Here is a 225-nt window from a genome sequence, read left to right as displayed (position 1 = left end):
ACTTCCTGGGCAAGATCCTCGGCCACGCCATCGGCCGCCCCCAACCCACCCAGGTAGCGGCACAGACGCGGCATGAAGTGGTCGTAGATGCGCAGGAAGCACTCGCGGTCGCGCGAGCCGGCCACCGCCGCCATCTCCGCCGCCCAGGTCTTGATCTCCGTCGTGGATTGAGCGGGGGCGGCAATCATCCGGGCGGCCTCGAAGGGCGTCATCCTGGCAACAGGC

At 68.9% G+C, this 225-nt stretch carries 1 protein-coding gene; it reads right to left on the bottom strand.

The genetic code is table 11. From position 1 onward, the window contains the following. Positions 1-212, bottom strand: a 212-nt coding sequence (locus tag RRF55_RS28575) for a hypothetical protein (protein WP_439419381.1), incomplete at its 3' end; no start/stop codon positions are given. Between the last annotated feature and the right edge of the window lie 13 nt (positions 213-225).

It is taken from the genome of Klebsiella sp. K47 (genome assembly GCF_051858335.1).
GTDB lineage: Bacteria > Pseudomonadota > Gammaproteobacteria > Enterobacterales > Enterobacteriaceae > Klebsiella > Klebsiella pneumoniae.
The sequence above is the reverse complement of the archived record's forward strand: the minus strand, read 5'-3'. Positions and strand labels throughout refer to the sequence as shown.